Here is a 17,693-nt window from a genome sequence, read left to right on the forward strand (position 1 = left end):
ACGCAAAAAATCCCCTCACCAGAATCTGGTGAGGGGATCGTGGTGGCCAGAGCCGGGATCGAACCGGCGACCTTCCGCTTTTCAGGCGGACGCTCGTACCAACTGAGCTACCTGGCCGCAGGCACCCATACTGAATGCCGAACGCGAAGCGCCGGAACGAACTCCGGCGCTTACTTGCGACCCTGACGGGACTCGAACCCGCGACCTCCGCCGTGACAGGGCGGCGCGCTAACCAACTGCGCCACAGGGCCTTGCTGTACTGCTACACAGTCCGAAGACTGTACCCCCTACGGGATTCGAACCCGCGCTACCGCCTTGAAAGGGCGGCGTCCTAGGCCGCTAGACGAAGGGGGCTCGTCCCGGATCTCTCCGGACCGGCTTTCAACGTTTCCGTTGGGAGCTCGCATAGCTTATGACAGGTGTGCGCAGACTTCCAAATCGGCTGGTCAGGCGCCCAAACCGAGGTCGTCGAGGCGAGCCTGCGCGCGCCACCCGTCACTGCGGAAGCTCTGGATCCACAGCGGGGTCGCCATGGCCTCCACGATCACCTCCAGCACCTCGGCGAAGCGGCCGCGCAGATCGGCGGCCGAGCCGTTGGCGATGGGGTCGACCAGATAGCGCTGCCCGGCCAGCGCCGCGGACAGGGTGCGGGTGAAGCGGTCGGGGTCGGCGTCGGCGCGCAGCTGGCCGTCGTCGATGGCGCGCACCGCGAGCACGCGGGTGGCCCGGCCGACGATCCGCCCGCCGCCGTTGCCCGCGTCGCGGTGGAAGTCGGGCTCGATCACCAGGCGGTACTCGGCCTGCACGATGGTGTCGTGCTCGAGCCGCAGGGCGATCTCGTCGACCATGCCGTGCAGCACGTCGAGCGGGCCCAGATCGGCGCGCGCCAGCCAGCGCTCCGCACAGAACCGGTAGCGCTCGACCGCGGTCTCGAGCACCGCGCGCGCCAGGTCCTCCTTGGAGTCGAAGTGGAAGTACATCGCCCCCTTGGTCGCGCGCGACCCTTCCAGAATGCGGTTGAGCGATGCCGCCGCGTATCCGCTCTTCCCGAACTCGACGGCCGCGGACTTGATTATCGCCGCGCGTGTCCGGCGTGCCCGCTCTTGCTGCCGTGCCATGCTCGAAACGCCTCCGAATGTTCGCTGACGCGAATAGTGGTGTGAATAGCCGGTACCCCACCGACTGGTATGGTTCGTCGGCCCGGGTGCGCCGCAGGGGGTGCACACTCGGGCTCCACTACCTGTGCGAACCGCCTCCTCCTGCGGTGCCGATTACCCCTTTGCCAGAAGTTCGCGTGCCCATCGCGATCACCCCGGCACCCGAACCCTCGATGAATTCCCCGGCCTGTCGCACCAGGCGTGTTCCGAAATTCACCAGGTGGTCACCGTACCCGTATTCGCGGATCGACACGCGGCAAATGAGGCACCCATCCGAACATCCGGACCGGATATCCACCACAGCAAACGGATAGCGACCGAATTGGTTACGTCGGCTACCAATTCCACAGTGGCACAATCCGGTTGACCTGGTCTTCCGCGCTTCCGGGAACCCCCTGCAGTTCGCCGAAAGGTCGCGAGACCGGCACCCCTACCGGACCACCTCATCGACCGGACACTCCTAGCTCTGTCAAAGTTGTTGCCCGGCAACACTATTCGATAACACACCGAAACGGGAAGTCCGAACGTCGATGGGCACCAGACGTTTACCGCCCGATCGCGGCCCTCGACGGCAGCCGCACCGGGGCCGACCAGCCCCGATCGGCGCGCCGCGACGGGCACCGGGTACCGGTATTCGGCCCTCCGGCGGACCGTCCGCTAGACTCCCCAGCGCGCCCCTTTAGCTCAGTTGGTAGAGCTGGTGACTTTTAATCACTAGGTCGTAGGTTCGAGTCCTACAGGGGGCACCACGGATACCCTGGGCGCGACCCGGGCCCTACCGGGCACCCCTCTACCAGGCGGAGCCGATGACCTCTTTCGATGATTTGCTCTCCCAAGTCCCCATCGCCCAGATCGCCGACCAACTCGGCGTGGATCAGGCGACCGCGAGCACGGCCGTGCAGGCGGCACTGCCGACGCTGCTGGGCGGACTGCGGGCCAACGCGGCGCAGCCGCAGGGCGCCGCGTCGCTGCTCGGGGCACTCGACAACCACGGCGGCCTCGTCGAGGGCGCGGGCGCGGTGAACCTGAACCAGGTCGACGTGGCCGACGGCGAGAAGATCGTGAACAACGTCTTCGGCGACGAGAAGAACACCGTCATCAGCGCGCTCGGCGCCACCGGCGAGACCGGCGGCAACGACCTGATCGGCAAGCTGCTGCCGATCCTGGCGCCGATCGTGCTGGCCTACCTCGCCAAGCAGCTCACCGGCGGCGGTTCGACCCCCGCCCCCGCACCGCAGCCGCAGGCCTCCGGCGGCGGCCTCGGCGACCTGCTGGGCGGGCTGCTCGGCGGCGCGGGCGCCACCGGCGGACTGGGCGGGGTGATCGGCGAGGCGCTGTCGAAGAACGCGGGCGGCGCGCTGGGCAGCGTGCTCGGCGGGCTGCTCGGCGGCAAGCGCTAACACCGCGCGGCCCGCAGCGATAGTCCCTACGCTGCGGGCCGTACACCTACACTCGTCAGCAAGACCAACCGGCATCTGCCGACAATGTGGCCGCGCACGACAATGTTTCGCATCACACCTACGGTGCCGTAAGGTATGGCCGCATCGCGACGTTCGACCGCAAGCACGACAGCGAAGGGTTTTTACATGGCAAGGGATCTGACTCAACTCGAACTGCTCACGGAGTTGGAGCCGGTTGCCGAGGAAAACGTCAACCGGCACCTGTCGCTGGCCAAGGAATGGCACCCGCACGACTACGTCCCGTGGGACGAGGGCCGCAACTTCGCGGCCATGGGTGGCATCGATTGGGATCCGGAGCAGTCCCAGCTCAGCGAGGTCGCCAAGGCGGCCATGATCACCAACCTGCTCACCGAGGACAACCTGCCGTCCTACCACCGCGAGATCGCCGAGAACTTCTCCCAGGACGGCGCCTGGGGCACCTGGGTCGGCCGCTGGACCGCCGAGGAGAACCGCCACGGCATCGTGATGCGCGATTACCTGGTGGTCACCCGTGGCGTGGATCCGGTCGCCCTGGAGAACGCCCGCATGATCCACATGACCAACGGCTTCGCCTCCCCCGCCGAAGTGGACGCGGGCTTCCTGCACTCGGTCGCCTACGTGACCTTCCAGGAGCTGGCCACCCGCGTGAGTCACCGCAACACCGGCAAGGTGTGCGACGACCCGATCGCCGACCGCATGCTGCAGCGCGTCGCCGCCGACGAGAACCTGCACATGATCTTCTACCGCAACCTGTGCGGCGCGGCCCTCGACCTGAGCCCCGACCAGGCCATCGAGGCCATCTCGCTGATCGTCGAGAACTTCCAGATGCCCGGCGCCGGGATGCCCAACTTCCGCCGCAACGGTGTGCTGATGGCCAAGCACGGCATCTACGACCTGCGTCAGCACCTCGAAGAGGTGGTGCAGCCGGTGCTCAAGAAGTGGAACGTCTTCGAGCGGACCGACTTCACCGGCCGTGGCGAGGCCACCCGTGAGCGCCTGGCGGGCTTCCTGGAGAAGCTGAGCCAGGACGTGGTCAAGTTCGAGGAGCAGCGCGACAAGATGCTGGCCCGCGAGGCCAAGAAGCGCGAGCTGGCCGGAGTCTAGTCAGCCACACGAACGACGCCGCCCGCCGATCATTCGGCGGGCGGCGTTGTCGTGTCCGGGGGTTACTTCGTCGGCAGCATGCCGTCGGGGCCGCCGCCGACGTCGGTGATCTTCCAGTCCTGGCCCGCGTCCACGGTGATGGTGAACAGCACAGTGTTGCGCTGCGGGTCGGGGTTCTGGGCGTTGGTGGTGCTCACGTCGACGAAGGCGTCGACCTGGTAGACATCGCCCTCGTGCGACATCACCTTGGCGGTGATCGGGGTGGCCGAGGAGGTCCACTTCAGCACGGCGAGGATCTGCTCGAGCTTGGGGCTGGCGGCGTCGAACTTGTCGGCGACGGGCTTGGCGGTGCCCGCCTTGAGGTTGGTGAGCCAGGCGTTGTAGTCCTGGTAGTTCACCGTGCCCGAGCCCACGGCGTAGTCCAGGGCGATCTGCTCGGCCCTGGCGTCGTCGGCGGCGCGCGCGTCGCGGTCGGACAGTTCCGAGCGCGCCGAGCCCAGCAGAACGCCGAGGACGAGGGCGATGATCGCCAGCACGGCGATCACGCCGCCGCCGATCAGCGAGGAGACCCGCAGCGCGACGGTGCCCTTCTGCGGCTCGGTGGGCTCGGCCTTCTTCGTCAGGTCGGTGGCGCCTTCGGTGCTGTCGGGCATGGCTCGTCGCTTTCGATTACGGAGGTGTCGGCAGACACAGGCTACTGACGACCACCCCGAACCGGGACATCGCGTCCCAGGTAATTCGCGGCACGGCGCTGCTCAGGACCAGCGCAAACCCCGGAAACGGGCCGGTGGGCGATATCGATCACACCGGCCGGTTTCCGTCAGGCGAAGCGCTCGGCGAGCCAGGTCAGCAGGGGTTCGGTGTCGGTGTGCAGGACGCCGAAATGCGGGCTGAGCGGGTTGGGCGCGACCTGCTCGTAGATGACGGCGGTGACACGGTCGGTGCCGTTGATCGCGCGCAACTCCTCGACCAGCGCGGCCGTGCCCTCGGGGTTCACGCGCGGGTCGTCCAGGCCCTGGACCACGCGCACCGGGACGGCGATCGGCAGGGCGGGGTGGGTGGCCGTCAGCCGGGCGAGCAGCTTCGCGAAATCCGGTCCGTCGAGAGCCTCCGGACGCACGATCTCGGTGCCCTTGATGCCACCCCAGGAATCCGGCCTGCTCAACCCGACCCGGCAGCGCGACTCGGTATCGCGCAGGTACAGCTCGTAGGCCCGGTCGGTGAAGATCGCGCGCGGATCGATGCTCGGATCGGCGGCGACCGCGCCGGTGACGAACAGCGGGTGGAAGGCGAAACCCTCGTGAGTGACCGGGGCCGACAGGCTCGCCTGGAAGCCCGCGGCGATGTGGTTGGCCGGTGCGGTGGCCACGGCGGCGACCAACTCGAGCTCTGGTGTCCAGTTCGGCGCGTGGTGGGCGGCGAACAGCGCGGCCTGGCCGCCCTGTGAGTGGCCGAAGGTGGCCACCCTGGCCGAGAGCTCCGGATGCAGGGCGCGGGCGGCGCGGACGATGTCGAGGACACCGCGCGCCTCGGACTCACCGAGCAGGTACGGGTGCGGGCCGGGCGTGCCGAGGCCCTCGTAGTCGGTCGACACCACGGCGTAGCCCGCGCGCAGCAGCGCGTTGAGGACCGGTTGCGGGTCGGCGTTGAACGGATGCGCCGGGGACTCGGCCGTGTCGCGCGAGGGGGCGCACAGGTCGGCCGAGCCGAGGGTGCCGTGGGCCCAGCTCACCACGGGGTGGCCGGGGGCGGGGGTCGCGGGCAGGGCGATGATCCCGGAGACGGCGATGGGCTCGCCGTGCACCGATTCCGAGCGGTAGAGGACGCGTTCGTTGACGGCGGCGTCGGCCAGGGCGGCCACCCCGGTCAGCGGGGCCGACCAGATCGGGTCGCCGTGTTCGCCCTCGACCAGGGCGGGTGGCTGATAGAACGCGTCACCGGACGGGGCGGTCAGTGCCGGGCTCCCCGCTGCCGCCGTGGCCGGTCCACTGGTCGAACTGCTCATCTGTGACGCTTCTCCTGCTCGGTGTGACGGACGGTACGCGGGTATTTTCGGGCGCGACCTCGGGTGATGAGACAATGGCGTGCGTGACTATCACGATGCCCCAGGCCCCCGCGGCGCTGCGGATCGGGCCGTACGCGGTCGATCCGCCGGTCGTGCTCGCACCGATGGCGGGCATCACCAACCTCGCGTTCCGCAAACTCTGCCGGGAATTCGGCAGCGACACCGCTATTTACGTCTGCGAGATGATTACCGCGCGGGCGGTGGTGGAGCGCAACGAGAAGACGCTGCACATGATGGCGTTCGACGCGAACGAGCACCCCCGCTCGATGCAGCTCTACGGCGTGGACCCGAAGACGCTCGGCGAGGCGGTGCGCATCGTGGTCGGCGAGGGCTGGGCCGATCACATCGACCTGAATCTGGGCTGCCCGGTCCGCAAGGTCACCCGGCTCGGTGGCGGCTCGGCGCTGCCGTACAAGCGCAGGCTGTTCGCCAATATCGTGCGCGAGATGGTCGCGGCGGCCGAACCGGCGGGCGTACCGGTGACGTTCAAGTTCCGCATCGGCATCGACGACGACCACCACACCTACCTCGACACCGGCCGCATCGCCGAGGCCGAGGGCGCGGCCGCGGTGGCCCTGCACGCGCGCACCGCCGCCCAGCTGTACTCCGGCGCGGCCGACTGGTCGGCCATCGCCCGGCTCAAGGAAGCCGTCACCACCATTCCCGTGCTCGGCAACGGGGACATCTTCTCCGCCGACGACGCGCTGAAGATGATGGCCGAGACCGGCTGCGACGGCGTCGTCGTCGGGCGCGGCTGCCTGGGTCGTCCGTGGCTGTTCGCCGAGCTCAGTGCCGCGCTGCGCGGCGAGCCCATCCCGGACGGACCCACCCTCGGCCGGGTCGGCGAGATCCTGGTGCGTCACGCCACGCTGCTCACCGAGCACGACGGCGAGGACAAGGCCATGCGCGACATCCGCAAGCACATGGCCTGGTACCTCATGGGCTTCCCGGTCGGCTCGCAGCTGCGCCGCAGCTTCGCCACCGTCTCGCGGCTGTCCCAGATCGAGGACCTCGTCGCCCAGCTCGACCCCTCGGTGCCCTTCCCCACCGACGCCCTCGGCCCGCGCGGCCGCCAGGGCTCCCCACAGACCAAGGTGGCGCTGCCCGACGGCTGGCTCGACGATCCCGAGGACGACACCGTGCCCGCCGCGGCCGATGTGATGCACAGCGGAGGCTGAGCCGAGCCGGGTCGCGGGGGGAATGTCATCGGTGCGCAATGAGATCGCCAGCGGTTCGTTTGCGCACAGGAGTGGCCTCTCGTGGCGGAATCGTTATCATTGCGGACATCGTTCCTCTCCGGTCCGACCCGGAGCCGGGCGATGACGCGCACGCTGCGCCAGAGTGAGAAGTGAGGTTCGTTGGTGGGTGACGATCGGCGCGGGCGTACGCCCAGGTCCGGAGGTCGCGCCCCCTGGGAGCGCTACCCCACGGCAGAGCCCACCGAGACCGAGAACACCGGCAGGCGTTCCCGGCACGCGGACGCGGCACCGGAGTCCGGCTCCGCACCGCTGACCGTGCAGGACCTCGTCGACCGTGTCGACAGCGAACGCATCAAGCGCAGACGTCCGGCCCCCGCGCCCGAGGCCCCGCCTTCCCGCGCCGGTCGCCGCGCCCGCGAGCAGGCCCCCCGTCCCACCCCGCGCGCCGACATCGCGCCGCGCACCGATTCCTCTCCCGTCGCCAGCGATATCGCGGGCACCGCCCCCTCCCCCGCCGACCGCACCGCCACCACCGCGCTGCCCGTCGGCATGGTGAACGATCCGGGCGACCCGGTCACCGACATCCTGCCCGCCATCACCGACACCACCGCGCCGCCCAAGCGGGCCACGCCGGTCAAGACGGCCCCGCCCGCCCCGCCCAAGCGACCCGACGGGGACAAGCGCTCCGGCGCCGACGGGCATCGGCGCAGGCAGTTGCGCATGGCCGGGCGGGTCTCGCTGACGTTCATGGCGGTGCTGGCGCTGGTGATCACCGGTGGTGGGTGGAGTTATCTGCAGGCCACCAACAGTGGGTTCACCCAGGTGTCGGCGCTGGACGGCTCCACCGACGACGTCCTCGACGGTGACATGCAGCTCGGCGACGAGAACTACCTGATCGTCGGCACCGATACCCGCGCGGGACTCAACGCGGGCGTCGGCGCTGGCACCGTCGAAGACGCCGAAGGCGCGCGCGCCGACACGGTGATGCTGGTGCACATCCCGGAGAACCGCTCGCGGGTGGTCGTGGTGTCGTTCCCGCGCGATCTGGACGTCAGCCGACCGCAGTGCACGGCCTGGGACAACGACAAAGGCGACTACACCAACGAGAAGGTCGCCCCGTTCATCGGCGACAAACTCAATGCCGTCTACGCGGCGGGCGGCCCGCGCTGCCTGGTCGACGTGGTGCGCAAGATGTCGGGCCTGAACATCGGCCACTTCATCGGCATCGACTTCGCCGGTTTCGAGGCCATGGTCGACAAGATCGGCGGCGTCGAGGTGTGCTCGACCAAGCCGATCATCGACGGCGTGCTCGGCACCGTGCTCGAGACCTCCGGTCGCCAGGTCATCACCGGTCAGTCCGCGTTGAACTACGTGCGCGCCCGGCATGTGATCGGCGAGGAACGCAGCGACTACGACCGCATCCATCGCCAGCAGCAGTTCCTGTCGGCGCTGCTGCGCGGGGCGCTGTCGAGCAAGGTGCTGCTCGATCCGGGCAAGCTGCAGGGCTTCGTGGACGCCTTCCGCGAACACACCTTCGTCGACGGCGTGGCCACCCAGGACCTGATCCTGCTGGGCCGCTCGCTACAGAAGGTGAGCGCGGGCGCGGTCACCTTCATCACCGCGCCGACCGCGGGTACCACCAACTACGGCAACGAGATCCCGCGTGAATCCGACATCAAGGCGATCTTCCGCGCGATCATCGACGACCAGCCGCTGCCCGGCGAGGAGACCGCCCCGCCGATCACCTCCTCCACCACACCGGCCCCGGCCACCGAGGCGCCCAAGATCTACGCGGTGAACCCCAGCTCGGTCTCGGTGCGGGTGTCCAACGGCTCCGGCCTCGGCGGCCTCGCCCAGCAGACGGCCAACCGGCTCGGCGCACAGGGCTTCGGCATCTACCACGTGGGCAACTACGCCATGGGCACCAGCGAGACCACCAAGGTGCGCTACGCCGAGGGCAACGAGGCCGAGGCCGCCACCGTCGCCAGCGCCATCCCCGGCGCCTCGATCGAGCGCTCCGACGACCTCGCGGGCGGCATCGTCGACCTGATCCTCGGCGCGGACTTCTCCGGCACGGTCCGCACCCCCACCCCGGTCAGCACCGAGATCACCGGTGCCGCCTCCGGCGAGCCCATCACGGCCGCCCCGGTTGCCCTGCCCTCCGATCTCGAGCACATGAACGCGGCCGACACCAGCTGCGATTGAGCCGCCACGCAGCCATCCGCCATTAACCCGGCGTTGGGTGACAGCGCTGCTGGTACCCACTAGGGTCAGCTTTCATGCGTGTGATCTACAACGAGCAGATGGCCGATCTCGCCAACCTCCTCGGCGAGATGGCCGGTCTCGCCGGGCAGGCGATGGAACGGGCCACCCAGTCGCTGCTGCAGGCCGACCTCACGCTGGCCGAGCAGGTCATCGGGGAGCAGGATCGGATCTCGGTGATGATCAGCGAGGCCGAGGAGAAGGCGTTCGCGCTGCTGGCCCTGCAGGCGCCCGTCGCGGGCGATCTGCGGCAGGTGGTCAGCGCGATCCAGATCGTCAACGACGTGAACCGGATGGGCGCGCTCGCGCTGCACGTGGCCAAGGTGACCCGGCGCCGCCACCCCAACCACACCCTGCCGGAGTCGGTCAACGGCTACTTCGCCGAGATGGGCCGGATCGCGGTGAACATGGGCGCGGGCGCCAAGGAGGTGCTCGAGACCCGTGATCCCGAGCGCGCCGCCCAGCTCAACCAGGACGACGAGGCGATGGACGACCTGCACCGTCACCTGTTCACCCTGCTGATGGACCGCGAGTGGAAGTACGGCGTGGCCTCGGCCGTCGACGTCACCCTGCTCGGCCGCTACTACGAGCGCTTCGCCGACCACGCCGTCGAGATCGGCCGCCGGGTGATCTTCCTGGTCACCGGCGTGCTGCCCTCCGACGAAGACCTGGAGAACTGACGCACACGCGCGAAAAGGCCCGTGCAATCGCACGGGCCTTTTGTCTGCTTGCGCACTGATCTCGCACGAACATGGGTAACTCGCCGGGTACGAGCGAACCCACCCACGACCACCGTCTTGCCGCCAACACAAACCTCCCCGCGCCTCAGTCTGGCCTGAAGTCGCGGGGAGGCGGGACAGCTAGCCGAAGCGGCCGGAGATGTAGTCCTCCGTGGCGCGCTGGGTGGGGTTGGAGAAGATCTTCTCGGTGTCGTCGATCTCGATGAGCTTGCCGGGCTTGCCCTGGGCCTCGAGGTTGAAGAAACCGGTCTGGTCGCTCACGCGCGCGGCCTGCTGCATGTTGTGGGTGACGATCACGATGGTGAACTCTTTCTTGAGCTCGGTGATCAGGTCCTCGATCGCCAGGGTAGAGATCGGGTCGAGGGCCGAACAGGGCTCGTCCATGAGCAGCACGTCGGGCGAGACCGCGATGGCGCGGGCGATGCACAGACGCTGCTGCTGACCACCGGAGAGGCCACCGCCGGGCTTGTCGAGACGGTCCTTGACCTCGTTCCACAGGTTCGCCCCGCGCAGCGAGCGCTCGGCGACCTCGTCGAGTTCCTTCTTGTTGCGCACGCCCTGCAGCTTGAGCCCGGCCACCACGTTGTCCTTGATCGACATGGTGGGGAACGGGTTCGGGCGCTGGAAGACCATGCCGATGGTGCGGCGCACGCCGACCGGGTCGATGGCCGAGCCGTAGATGTCCTCGCCGTCGAGCAGCACCGCGCCCTCGACGCGGGCGTTGGGGGTCACCTCGTGCATGCGGTTGAGCGAACGCAGCACGGTGGACTTGCCGCAACCGGAGGGACCGATGAAGGCGGTGACGCTGCGGGGCAGCACGGTCAGGTCCACGCTCGACACGGCGTGGAAGCTGCCGTAGTAGATGTTCAGATCTTTGACGTCGATCCGCTTGGCCATGGGAGTTGTCCGTTCGCTTCTATCGGTTGCGGGTGAGCAGCTTGTTGACACCGGCGGCGGCCAGATACAGCACCGCGATGATCAGGATCAGCGTGAGCGCCGCACCCCAGACTCGTTCGCGGCCCGCGGCCTCCGGGTTGGCCAGCTCCTGGTACATCATCAGCGGCAGCGAGGCCATATTGCCGTCGAAGATGTTCTGGTTGATCGACTTGCTGTAACCGACCAGCACCAGCACCGGCGCGGTCTCGCCCATCACGCGGGCGACCGAGAGCAGGATGCCGCTGACCATGCCGGGCGCGGCGGTCGGGACGACGATGCGCACGATGGTCTTCCACTTCGGCACACCCAGCGCGTAGGAGGCCTCGCGCAGTTCGTCGGGCACCAGCTTGAGCATCTCCTCGGTGCTGCGCACGACCACCGGCAGCATCAGCAGCACCAGCGCCAGCGACACGGCGAAGGAGCTCTGCGGCATGCCGAGGGTGGCGATCCACAGCGCGAAGATGAACAGCGCGGCCACGATCGAGGGCACACCGGCGAGGATGTCGACCATGAAGGTGGTGACCTTGGCCAGTCGCCCTCGGCCGTATTCGACCAGGTAGACCGCGGCCATGATGCCCAGCGGCACCGCGATCACCGAGGCCATCGCCGACTGCACGATGGTGCCGTAGATGGCGTGGTATACACCGCCACCGGTCTGGTCGGGCAGGATGCCCTTCTGCGAGTTGAACCACCAGTCCGCCGTGACGATGGCGGTGATGCCCTTGCTCACCACCAGCCACAGCACCCAGGCCAGCGGGATCAGCGCGATCACGAAGCAGGTGGTGACCAGGGCGGTCGCGAGGTTGTTCTTGATCCGCCTCGCGGTGCTGACGTGACGGAACGTGGGCGCCTTGACCGGCTTGTCGAGCAGCGTCGTGGTGGCCATCAGCCGTTCACCTTTCCGCCGGAGGCCAGGCGGGCCAGCGCGTTGACGACGAAGGTCAGCGCGAAGAGAACGAAACCGGCGGCGATGTAGGCGCCGGTCGGCAGCGGGGAGCTGAACTCCGAGGCCGCCGAGGCGATCTTGGAGGCGAAGGTGTAGCCGCCGTCGAACAGCGACCAGTGCCCGGCCTGGCTGGCCGTGCGCAGCACCACCAGCACCGCGATGGTCTCACCGAGCGCGCGGCCAAGGCCCAGCATGGACCCGGCGATCACACCGCTGCGGCCGTAGGGCAGCACGGTCATCCGCACGACTTCCCACTTGGTGGCGCCCAGGGCCTGCGCGGCCTCGATGTGCGCGCGCGGGGTGAGCGCGAACACCTCGCGGGCCACCGAGGTGATGATCGGCAGGATCATCACCGCGAGCACCACCCCGGCGGTGAAGATGGTGCCGCCACCGGCGATGGAGACATTGCCGTCGGCGAACAGGAAGAACCAGCCCAGCTTGTCGTTGAGGAAGTCCTGCACCGGCGCGATCTGCGGCGCCAGCACCAGGAAGCCCCACAGACCGAACACGATCGAGGGCACCGCGGCGAGCAGGTCGATCAGCATGGTGAACGGCTTGCTCAGGCGCGAGGGCGCGTAGTGGGTCAGGAACAGCGCGATGCCGACACCGATCGGCACCGCGACGATGAGCGCGAACAGCGAGCTCAGCACCGTCACCATGAACAGGTCGCGGATGCCGAAGCGCAGGTTGTTGGCGTCACCGGTGGAGAACTCGGTGCTGGTGAAGAAGTTCGCCTCGTCGGCCATGAGCGAGGGGACCGCGCGGATCAGCAGGAACAACGCGATCAGCGCGATGGCGGCGACGATCGTCGCGCCCGCCGCGGTGGCCGTCCACCGAAAGATCGTCTCGGCGTTGACACGACCGGTACGACCCGCGTCCGGGGTCTTGTCGATTTTCGGTTCGGGCATAGTCGCAGTATCTCCGGCCGCCCGCGGGCCCGTCGAATTCGACGAGCCCGGCGCGGTCACCTCGGGGTGCATGGTCATGGCCGACTCGGCGATCAGGAGATGGCGTCGATCGCGGTGGTCAGCTTGGTCTTGAACGCGTCCGGCAGGGGCACGTAGCCCGCGTCGGCGAGTCCGCTCTGGCCGTTGGTGACGACCGAGGTCAGGAAGGCCTTGACGGCCTTGCTGGTGTCGGCGTCGGCGTACTTCGAGCAGACGATCTCGTAGGTCGCCATCATGATCGGGTACGCACCGGCGGCGGTGGGCTTGTAGAACGAGCTGGTGTCGAGCACCAGGTCGTTGCCCTCGCCCTTGATCTTCACGCCGTCGATCGAGGCCGCGGCGGTCTCGGCGGACAGGGTGACCGGGGTCTTGCTCGCGGAGGTGATGATCTGCGCGATCGAGAGGTTCTGCGCCTTGGCGAAGGACCACTCGTTGTAGGTGATCGAGTTCTTGGTGCTCTTGATGGCGGCCGAGGTGCCCTCGTTGCCCTTGGCACCCTCACCGACGCCACCGTTGAAGGTCTTGCCGCCGCCCTTGCCCCACGCGCCGTCGGAGGCCGCGTCGAGGTAGAGCTGGAAGTTGTCGGTGGTGCCCGACTCGTCGGAGCGGAAGATCACGGCGATCTTCTCCGAGGGCAGCTTGGCGTTGGGGTTGAGCGCCTTGATCTCCGGGGCGTCCCAGGTGGCGACGGAGCCGTTGAACACCTTGGCGGCGGTCGGGCCGTCGAGGACCAGGTCGCTCACACCGTCGATGTTGTAGGTGATGGCGATGGGGCCGAAGACGGTCGGCAGGTTCCACGCCGGGGCGCCGCAGCGTTCCTGGGCCTTGGCGGGCTCTTCCTTCTTCGAGCTCAGCGGCGAGTCGGAGCCACCGAAATCGGTCTGGGCGCCGAGGAACTCGTTGACACCGGCGCCGGAGCCCGAGGAGGTGTAGTTGAGGGTGAAGCCGTCGCAGTTGGTCTCGTACGCGGCGACGAAGCGCTCCATGGCGTTCTTCTGCGACGAGGCACCCGACGCCTTGAGCGCCTGCTTGCCACCGCAGTCGACGCTGGTGTTGGCGGTGGTGCCGCCCGCGGTGGTGTTGTCATCGCTGCCACAGGCGGCCAGGGTCATCGCGCCGACGGCGACGGCGCCGACCAGGGCACTGGTGCGCTTGAAGTTCACTTTTCCTCCGACATTGCTGACAACTCGCTCGGTCCCTCACCGGCCCGGGCGAGTAGGGCGATGCGCGGCGCGGACAGCGCGCACATCAGGCGACGACTGTGCCGCCCAGAAGAAACGTAAGGTCGCACGGTTGACAGTTGGCCCGACGTGGATGAACGGAGAATGAACAGCCCGGCGCCAACAGGGTCACGGATGTGACGTTCGCCCTGTTTTCACCGCGCGGTACCCGCTCAGCCGCGTGTTATTCAGCCACGGCGAGGAATTCACCGTTGCTGTGAGGTGTCTCGCAGTCTCAGGCGAGCGCGTAGGCGACATCCACATGTGCCGGGGCGAAACCGAGTTTCGTGTAGGTGTTCACCGCGGCGGTGTTGTCGGCCTCGGTGTAGAGCAGCACCTCGGTGAGCCCGGTGTCGCGCAGGTGGCGCAGACCCGCCAGAGTGAGCAGTCGGCCCAGGCCACGGCCCTGCGCGGCGGGATCGATGCCCACCACGTAGACCTCGCCCGCCGGGGCCGCGTCGGGGTGCGCCTTGGTCCAGTGGAAACCGAGCAGCCGCGCGGGATCGGCGGCGTCGAAGGCCAGGAACAGCCCGGCCGGGTCGAACCATGACTCGGCGCGGCGGGCGGCGATGTCGCGCTCGGTCCAGCCGCCCTGTTCGGGGTGCCAGGCGAAGGCGGCGTTGTTGACGCGCAGCAGTTCGGCGTCGTCGGCGGGGCCCGCGTAGGTGCGCAGGACGAGGCCGTCGGGCACGGTCAGTTCAGGTAGCTCAGGGGTAGCCAGCGAGCGGCGCATCTGCCAGAGTTCGCGGGCGGTGGCCAGGCCGAGACGGGCCGCGAGGGCCTTCGCGGCGGGCAGGTCACCGTGCGCCCAGACCCGTGCGCCGTCGCCGCCCTCGGCCAGCGCGGCACCGACGAGTTCGGCGCCGAGACCGGCGCGGCGCGCGTCCGGATCGACGGCCACCTCGGCCATCGCGGGGTGTTCGTCATGCGCCGCAACGAGATTCGCGTAGCCCACCGGCTCGCCGTCGCGCTCGGCCAGCAGATGCCGGGTCGACGGGTCGACGTCGGCGAGGGAGAGCACGGCCTGTTCCGAGACCGGCGCCACCCCGTCGGCGGCCTTGGCCCGAGCGAGCAGCGCGCGCACTCGGTCGGCGGTGTCCGCGTCGATCCGGTCGGTCCAGGTCAGGTTTGCCGCAGCCACGTGGGTTGCCTTCCTCGCTGTCGTGCGCGGCCCGTGCCGCGTCGTCGCACCGTCCAACACCGCCACGGCGGCGAATGCTTCCCCGCGGGTGGCGGAGACTACTTGGCGGTGCCGTTGCTCGCCGGGGTGAGCGAGTCGTCCCCGTCGACATCGTCGTCCGGGAAGCTCACCGCGTCGCCCTTGGCGGGAGTGCGGGCCGGGCGCACGGCCTTGTAGCCCACATTGCGAACCGTGCCGATGAGCGATTCGTACTCGCTGCCGAGTTTGGCGCGCAGGCGCCGCACGTGCACGTCGACGGTGCGGGTGCCGCCGAAGAAGTCGTAGCCCCACACCTCCTGCAGCAGCTGGGCGCGGGTGAACACCCGGCCCGCGTGCTGGGCGAGGTACTTGAGCAGCTCGAATTCCTTGTAGGTGAGGTCGAGCGGGCGCCCGCGCAGCCGCGCGGTGTAGGTGCCCTCGTCGATCACCAGCTCACCCAGGGTGATCTTGCCCGTGTTCTCCGGGCTGGCCACGCCACCGTTGCGCCCGACCAGCAGCCGCAGTCGCGCGTCGAGTTCGGCCGGGCCGGTGCCGGGCAGCAGGATGTCGTCGAGTCCCCAGTCGGCGTTGACGGCCACCAGGCCGCCCTCGGTGAGCACCGCGACCACCGGCACCGAGGACCCGGTGCTGCCCAGCAGCCTGCACAGGCCGCGGGCGGCGGCCAGATCGGTCCTGGCGTCGACCAGGGCGACATCGGCGCTACCCGCCTCCAGCAGCGAGGACACCTCGGTCGGCGCGGGGCGGACGTTGTGCGCCAGCAGCGACAACGACGGCAGCACCGCGTCGGGGTTGGGGTCGGAGGTCAGTAGGAGCAGCTCCACCGGGCTCTCCTCCTATCTCGTGGCTCCGCGGACGACAGCAGCCGCGTAGCTACGTCGCCGAAACACAGGTCAGTCGTGTGCAACATTAGCGCCTGGAAGGCCATGACCTCGCACCATGTGCCCGACCCGATGTGTCGGCACCGATAGAGTCACCCCATGCGCAAGCTGATCATCGGGCTGCTGTGCCTGGCCGGGTTGGCGGTGGTGATCGATTTCGGCGCCGCCGCCTACACGGAATACGACGTGTCGCGGCAGCTGCGGGCCGGAGCCGAACTGTCGGCCGACCCCGAAGTGACCTTCCACGGTTTCCCCTTCGCCGCCCAGGCCCTCGGCGGCCGCTACGACAAGGTGACCCTGCGCGCGCGCAGCATGCGCCCGGACATCCCCGGCGAGATCGGCATGGAGGCCACCCTCAGCGGCCTGCACGCCCCGATCGGCCAGCTGCTCGACGGCGCGGCCCGCAATGTGCAGGTCGACCGGGTCGAGGCCAGCATGCGCATCGAGCCCACCGAGCTGGGCAGGCTGTTCGGCATCCCCGACCTGCAGGTACACACCCGCCCCGCCGACAAGTCCGACGGCACCGGCGGCTCGGGCGGCTCCGGCATGACCACCGCGGGCGCCTTGGTGCTCACCGGCACCCTGGCCACCGCGCCCAACGGCCGCGTCCTCGGGACCGGCGTCGTCCCGACCAGCACCAGCACCCGCGTCCCGGTGCAGGTGCAGGCCGATCTGCTGCTCGACGGCGACCAGGTCCGCATCCAGGCCACCGGCTTCTACCGCGACACCAGCGGCCCCACCGACACCACCACCACGACCAAGAACGAGATCCCCGAGGCCGATCAGGCGGCGGTGCTCGAGCGCTTCAGCCGTACGATCGATACCAAGGAGTTGCCGTTCGGTGTCACACCGACCGAGGTGTCGGCGCTCGGCGGCCAGATCGTCGTCGAGGGGATCGGCCGCAACGTGACCATCGACCTGGACCGATTGCAACGCAGATGATCGAACTCGCCATCCTCGCCGCCGTGGTGCTGGCCGCCGTCGCGGTCGGGCTGCTGCTGCGCCGCCGTCAGGGCCGCGTGCGCCCGGCCACCCTCGACCCGCAGACCGCCGAGCGCGCCCGCCTGCTCGACGCGGCCGGGGTCACCGGTTCGGCGCCCGCGGTGCTGCACTTCTCGGCCGACTGGTGCGGCCCGTGCGACGCGGTCCGCCGCGTGGTCGCCGGGGTCACCGCCGATCTGTCGGATTCCCCGAACGCCCCGCGCGACATCGAGATCGACATCGACGCCGACCCGGCGCTGGCCCGCGAACTCAATGTCCTGTCGCTGCCGACGACCTTCGTCTTCGACGCCGAGGGCAAGGAACGCTTCCGCATCTCCGGGGTGCCGAAGGCGGGCGATCTGCGCACCGCCCTGGAACCGCTGACGGTGTGATCCAGCTCCCGGTCCAGGGGGGCCGCGACATTTCCCGGGAAGACCGGGTAAACTACTCCTCGTGCAATCCGACCACGAGCTGATGCTCACCCGACGCCGCACAGTTGACCTGTGTCGCCTCGGTGGTTGTTGCTGCCTGTGCCGCTGATCGGTCGGCATCTCCGAGGAGATTCCTGACGCCGACCTATGTCCGCCGCGCGAGTGATCGAACAGATCCCCCGGCGAACTGGCAGATCCGAAGTCAACT

General features: G+C 68.9%; 16 protein-coding genes and 4 tRNA genes. 8 read left to right on the plus strand and 12 right to left on the minus strand.

Annotated features, from left to right (window positions below):
* Nucleotides 1-40: 40 nt before the first annotated feature.
* The 4 genes from QC180_RS22120 to QC180_RS22135 all read right to left on the minus strand — a co-directional run bounded on the left by QC180_RS22120 (nucleotide 41) and on the right by QC180_RS22135 (nucleotide 1,118).
* Nucleotides 41-117 (minus strand) — tRNA-Phe (locus QC180_RS22120).
* Nucleotides 118-177: 60 nt separating this feature from the next.
* A tRNA-Asp gene (locus tag QC180_RS22125) sits at nucleotides 178-251 on the minus strand.
* Nucleotides 252-281: 30 nt separating this feature from the next.
* Nucleotides 282-354 (minus strand) — tRNA-Glu (locus QC180_RS22130).
* A gap of 92 nt (nucleotides 355-446) precedes the next feature.
* On the minus strand, nucleotides 447-1,118 hold the full coding sequence (locus tag QC180_RS22135; protein WP_278264704.1) for a TetR family transcriptional regulator: 672 nt from the start codon (nucleotides 1,116-1,118) through the stop codon (nucleotides 447-449).
* Nucleotides 1,119-1,830: 712 nt separating this feature from the next.
* On the opposite strand from QC180_RS22135, the gene QC180_RS22140 reads away from it, so the two are divergent.
* The 3 genes from QC180_RS22140 to QC180_RS22150 all read left to right on the plus strand — a co-directional run bounded on the left by QC180_RS22140 (nucleotide 1,831) and on the right by QC180_RS22150 (nucleotide 3,700).
* Nucleotides 1,831-1,906 (plus strand) — tRNA-Lys (locus QC180_RS22140).
* Between the two features lie 57 nt (nucleotides 1,907-1,963).
* On the plus strand, nucleotides 1,964-2,557 hold the full coding sequence (locus QC180_RS22145; RefSeq protein WP_278264705.1) for a DUF937 domain-containing protein: 594 nt from the start codon (nucleotides 1,964-1,966) through the stop codon (nucleotides 2,555-2,557).
* Nucleotides 2,558-2,743: 186 nt separating this feature from the next.
* Nucleotides 2,744-3,700 carry an acyl-ACP desaturase gene (locus QC180_RS22150; RefSeq protein WP_278264706.1) on the plus strand — a complete coding sequence of 319 codons (957 nt, stop codon included), beginning with the start codon at nucleotides 2,744-2,746 and terminating at the stop codon, nucleotides 3,698-3,700.
* Between the two features lie 62 nt (nucleotides 3,701-3,762).
* Here QC180_RS22150 and QC180_RS22155 read toward each other — a convergent pair whose 3' ends face one another.
* Both QC180_RS22155 and QC180_RS22160 read right to left on the minus strand, forming a co-directional pair.
* Nucleotides 3,763-4,353, minus strand: coding sequence for a hypothetical protein (locus tag QC180_RS22155; protein ID WP_278264707.1), 591 nt, complete (start codon nucleotides 4,351-4,353; stop codon nucleotides 3,763-3,765).
* A gap of 167 nt (nucleotides 4,354-4,520) precedes the next feature.
* Nucleotides 4,521-5,705, minus strand: coding sequence for a lipase family protein (locus tag QC180_RS22160; RefSeq protein ID WP_278264708.1), 1,185 nt, complete (start codon nucleotides 5,703-5,705; stop codon nucleotides 4,521-4,523).
* Between the two features lie 95 nt (nucleotides 5,706-5,800).
* Between QC180_RS22160 and dusB the strand changes: the two genes are divergently transcribed.
* The 3 genes from dusB (at nucleotide 5,801) to phoU (ending at nucleotide 9,906) form a co-directional block, all read left to right on the plus strand.
* The gene (gene dusB / locus QC180_RS22165) at nucleotides 5,801-6,943 is read left to right on the plus strand and encodes a tRNA dihydrouridine synthase DusB (protein WP_278264869.1); all 1,143 of its coding nucleotides are present in this window, start codon (nucleotides 5,801-5,803) and stop codon (nucleotides 6,941-6,943) included.
* A 183-nt stretch (nucleotides 6,944-7,126) separates the two neighbouring features.
* Nucleotides 7,127-9,169 (plus strand): LCP family glycopolymer transferase, encoded by a 2,043-nt coding sequence (locus QC180_RS22170; RefSeq protein WP_278264709.1) that lies wholly within the window; start codon nucleotides 7,127-7,129, stop codon nucleotides 9,167-9,169.
* Between the two features lie 74 nt (nucleotides 9,170-9,243).
* A complete protein-coding gene (phoU, locus tag QC180_RS22175; protein WP_278264710.1) occupies nucleotides 9,244-9,906 on the plus strand; it encodes a phosphate signaling complex protein PhoU in 663 nt (220 codons plus the stop codon).
* A 180-nt stretch (nucleotides 9,907-10,086) separates the two neighbouring features.
* On the opposite strand, the gene pstB is transcribed toward phoU, so the two are convergent.
* The 6 genes from pstB to QC180_RS22205 form a co-directional block, all read right to left on the minus strand.
* Nucleotides 10,087-10,863 (minus strand): phosphate ABC transporter ATP-binding protein PstB, encoded by a 777-nt coding sequence (pstB, locus tag QC180_RS22180; RefSeq protein WP_278264711.1) that lies wholly within the window; start codon nucleotides 10,861-10,863, stop codon nucleotides 10,087-10,089.
* A 19-nt stretch (nucleotides 10,864-10,882) separates the two neighbouring features.
* Nucleotides 10,883-11,788: a phosphate ABC transporter permease PstA gene (pstA, locus tag QC180_RS22185; protein ID WP_278264712.1), complete on the minus strand. Its 906-nt coding sequence runs from the start codon at nucleotides 11,786-11,788 to the stop codon at nucleotides 10,883-10,885.
* Nucleotides 11,788-12,756, minus strand: coding sequence for a phosphate ABC transporter permease subunit PstC (gene pstC, locus QC180_RS22190; protein WP_278264713.1), 969 nt, complete (start codon nucleotides 12,754-12,756; stop codon nucleotides 11,788-11,790). Before pstC ends, pstA begins: the two co-directional genes overlap by 1 nt.
* Before the next feature lie 92 nt (nucleotides 12,757-12,848).
* A complete protein-coding gene (gene pstS, locus QC180_RS22195; protein ID WP_278264714.1) occupies nucleotides 12,849-13,958 on the minus strand; it encodes a phosphate ABC transporter substrate-binding protein PstS in 1,110 nt (369 codons plus the stop codon).
* 292 nt (nucleotides 13,959-14,250) lie between these two features.
* Nucleotides 14,251-15,156 carry a mycothiol synthase gene (gene mshD / locus QC180_RS22200; RefSeq protein ID WP_278264715.1) on the minus strand — a complete coding sequence of 302 codons (906 nt, stop codon included), beginning with the start codon at nucleotides 15,154-15,156 and terminating at the stop codon, nucleotides 14,251-14,253.
* Nucleotides 15,157-15,254: 98 nt separating this feature from the next.
* Nucleotides 15,255-16,016, minus strand: a complete 762-nt coding sequence (locus tag QC180_RS22205; RefSeq protein WP_278264716.1) for a winged helix-turn-helix transcriptional regulator — start codon at nucleotides 16,014-16,016, stop codon at nucleotides 15,255-15,257.
* A 156-nt stretch (nucleotides 16,017-16,172) separates the two neighbouring features.
* On the opposite strand from QC180_RS22205, the gene QC180_RS22210 reads away from it, so the two are divergent.
* Both QC180_RS22210 and QC180_RS22215 read left to right on the plus strand, forming a co-directional pair.
* Nucleotides 16,173-17,015: an LmeA family phospholipid-binding protein gene (locus QC180_RS22210; RefSeq protein WP_278264717.1), complete on the plus strand. Its 843-nt coding sequence runs from the start codon at nucleotides 16,173-16,175 to the stop codon at nucleotides 17,013-17,015.
* The gene (locus QC180_RS22215) at nucleotides 17,012-17,446 is read left to right on the plus strand and encodes a thioredoxin family protein (RefSeq protein ID WP_278264718.1); all 435 of its coding nucleotides are present in this window, start codon (nucleotides 17,012-17,014) and stop codon (nucleotides 17,444-17,446) included. The genes QC180_RS22210 and QC180_RS22215 overlap by 4 nt, the downstream gene beginning before the upstream one ends.
* The last annotated feature ends 247 nt before the right edge of the window (nucleotides 17,447-17,693 follow it).

This window comes from Nocardia anocheti, assembly GCF_029675105.1.
Lineage (GTDB): Bacteria > Actinomycetota > Actinomycetes > Mycobacteriales > Mycobacteriaceae > Nocardia.